Genomic DNA, 3,250 nt, shown 5'->3' on the forward strand with positions numbered 1-3,250 from the left:
CCCCGGTTCCGGTGCAGGGACCGGCCGCGGGCGTTTCGACGCACGGCGCGCCGACGATGGGCGGCCTGTCGCACCATGCCGGGGCCGGCCAGGGCGCGGGCGCCCCGGCAATGATGTCGGGCAGCACGCATGGCATGCACGCCCAGCCCGGACACGCGCCCGGCCATTACGCGCCCCCCGCCGCCGCCATGGGGCAGCCGGGGATGCAGGGCATGCATCACGGCGGGCCGCCGATGCGCGGCCAGCCGGGCCAGTTCGCCGGGCATCAGGCACCGCAGCCGGTGCCGCTGCGGGCGATCGAGCCGGTATCGATGCTGTCGGCGGACGACCAGCCGCCGATCGACCTGTCGAGCGCCCAAGGCGTGCAGCCGGTCACCCAGCCGCACGGCCAGCCCGGCGGCCAGCAGCCCCGCTACGTGCGGCCGAGTTCAGGCCTGTTCGCCCAGCCGCCGGCCCAGCCGCAGGCGCCCGAGCCGCCCCGGCGATCCAGCATCTTCCAGTCGGTCACCGGCCGGCTGCGCAGCACGCTGGCGGCGGCGACCCCCGCCGCGCTGATGCCGCACGGCAGCGCCGTCCCCGAGGGGACCGGCGACGCCGCCCCGGCACAGGCCGCACCGGCCCATACGGATACGCAACGCGCCTCCGTGCGTCAGGCAAGCGGAGAGGAAGTGGGGCTCGACATCCCGGCCTTCCTGCGCCGCCAGACGTCCTGACGGCACGCCGTCCGGCAGCGGATACCCGAGCGGCCCGGGAGTTAGCCCTCCCGGGCCGTTTCCGCGTCCACTCTCCGCTGCGTTGCGTCAATCGTTCAAATTGAACAGCTTGTAACGTAATATCGGGAAATAATGATTGACTGGCGGGTGGCGGGGCACGGCCCTAGCTTGCCGGCATGGATGGTTTCGCAGACTTCATGTCGCGTCCAGGACGGGCCCGGCGGCAGCAGACCCTCAAGGGAAGCATCGGCTGTGTCGGCATCGGCGTTCACAGCGGCCGGCGCGTGTCGATGCAGCTGCGTCCGGCCCCCGAATACACCGGCATCGTGTTCCGCCGCACCGATCTCGGCATGGCCGTGGCGGCCCGCTATGACCTCGTGGCCGATACCCGTCTCTGCACGGTGATCGCCGACGGCGCGGCGCGGGTCGGCACCATCGAACACGTGATGGCGGCTCTCTCCGCTGCCGGCGTCGACAATGCCTGGATCGACGTGAGCGGCCCGGAAGTCCCCATCCTCGACGGCTCGGCCGCCAGCATTTCCTTCCTCATCGAATGCGCCGGCATCGTCGAGCAGCCGGCCGCGCTGTCGCCGATCGAAATCCGCCGGACCGTGCGGGTGACCGAGGGCGATGCCTGGGCCGAGCTGCGTCCCGCGGCGCCCGGCGCCGCCGGACTGTCGCTGTCGCTGACGATCGACTTTCCCGTCCCCGCCATTGGCCGGCAGAGCCGCGACATCACGCTCGACGAGGCGTCCTTCAAGGGACAGCTGGCGCGGGCACGGACCTTCGCCCTCGCGCAGGAGATCGAGGCGCTGCGCGAAGCCGGTCTCGCCCGCGGCGGCAGCCTGGACAATGCGATCGTTGTGGACGGTGCCGAGGTGCTGAACCCCGGCGGTCTGCGCTACCCGGACGAGTTCGTGCGGCACAAGCTGCTTGATGCCGTCGGTGATCTGGCGCTCGCGGGCGCACCCCTGGTCGGCCAGTTCGTCGGCCACAAATCCGGCCACGGCCTGAACAACCGGCTGCTGCGGGCACTGTTCGCCGACACCGCCGCCTGGTGGACCGAGCCGACCTATGCGCCCGAGGCCGTCGCACTCGAACCCGCCTGACGCGGCCAGCTTTTATCCTGCGGCCTGCATGGCCGGAGCGCGCAGCCGGTTCGGCTTCCGAAGTGTTGCTGCTATAACGCGCCGTCCGCGTTTGGAAAGCCGTTGCATGACCGCTCCCCGCCCCGCCGTTCATATGGCGCTGTCGCTCATCCTGTTCGCCGCCCCGGTTCTGGGCGGCTGTTCGTGGTTCGGGGGAGATGACAACGAGATCAAGATCGACGCGAGCAAGGCATCGCCGGAGACGCTTTACAATAACGGCGTCGACTCATTGAACGACTCACACTACGACCTCGCTATCAAGCAGTTTCAGGCAGTCGAGCAGAATTACCCCTTCGCAAGCTGGGCAGTGAACGCCCAGCTTATGGAGGGCTACGCGGAGTACAAGCGGCAGCATTACTCCGATGCCGTTGCAATACTTGACCATTTCATTCAGCTTCACCCGGCCCATCGCGATATCGCCTATGCCTACTATCTGCGGGCGTTGTGCTATTACGAGGAAATCGCGGATATCCAGCGCGATCAGCGGACCACCCTCGACGCGTTGAAGGCGTTGCAGGAAGTGGTCAACCGCTTCCCCGACAGTGCCTACGCCCGCGACGCCCGCCTGAAGATCGACCTCTGCAACGATCACCTGGCCGGCAAGGAGATGGAGATCGGGCGCTGGTACGAGCGGCAGCACCTCTACACCGCGGCGATCAACCGCTTCCAGACCGTGGTCAACCAATATCAGACGACCAACCACGTGGCCGAGGCGCTGCACCGGCTGACCGAGATCTATCTGATTCTCGGCATGAAGGACGAAGCGCGGAAGACGGCCGCCGTGCTCGGCTATAATTACCCGGGCAGCACCTGGTACGAGGACAGCTACAACCAGCTCGCCGATGACAACCTCCTGCCGGGCACGGGCACCAAGGGCGCCCCGCCGCCGCCGCCGGATCGCAGTTTCTTCGACCGCACCCTCGGCTCGATCTTCTGACCGCCCGGCGGCGGCCCGTCGGCATGGCCAGGGCGGCGGGATAGGACGCCGATGCTGACCGCGCTCTCGATCCGCGACGTCGTGCTGATCGAACGGCTGGACCTCGCCTTCGGCCCGGGGTTGACCGTGCTGACCGGCGAGACCGGGGCCGGCAAATCCATCCTGCTCGACAGCCTCGGCCTCGCCCTCGGGGCGCGCGCCGATGCCGGGCTCGTCCGCGTCGGGGCCGATCAGGCGAGCGTCGCCGCGCGGTTCACCCCGCCGCCGGGCCATGCGTCCGAGGCGCTTCTGGCCGAACAGGGCTTCGACCGCGACGACGAGCTGATCCTGCGGCGCATCGTCGGACGCGACGGGCGTTCGCGCGCCTTCATCAACGATCAGCCCGCCGGCATCGCCCTGTTGCGCCGCCTCGGCGCGCTACTCGTGGAAGTACAGGGACAGCACGAGCAGAT

Annotated in this window: 3 protein-coding genes and 1 pseudogene; all 4 read left to right on the top strand. The window is 69.0% G+C overall.

What is annotated here, in order from left to right; genetic code table 11:
* Window positions 1-713, top strand: a pseudogene (locus tag B8460_RS18520) (hypothetical protein); the annotation flags it as partial.
* A 197-nt stretch (window positions 714-910) separates the two neighbouring features.
* Entirely contained in the window at window positions 911-1,822 is a 912-nt protein-coding gene (gene lpxC / locus B8460_RS18525; protein WP_307188646.1) for a UDP-3-O-acyl-N-acetylglucosamine deacetylase, read from the top strand.
* Window positions 1,823-1,928: 106 nt separating this feature from the next.
* A complete protein-coding gene (locus B8460_RS18530; protein ID WP_048863103.1) occupies window positions 1,929-2,798 on the top strand; it encodes an outer membrane protein assembly factor BamD in 870 nt (289 codons plus the stop codon).
* Between the two features lie 51 nt (window positions 2,799-2,849).
* On the top strand, window positions 2,850-3,250 hold a 401-nt coding region (locus B8460_RS18535; protein ID WP_048863104.1), incomplete at its 3' end, for an AAA family ATPase.

The sequence above is a fragment of the Acidisphaera rubrifaciens HS-AP3 genome (assembly GCF_000964365.1).
GTDB classification, from domain to species: Bacteria; Pseudomonadota; Alphaproteobacteria; order Acetobacterales; family Acetobacteraceae; genus Acidisphaera; species Acidisphaera rubrifaciens.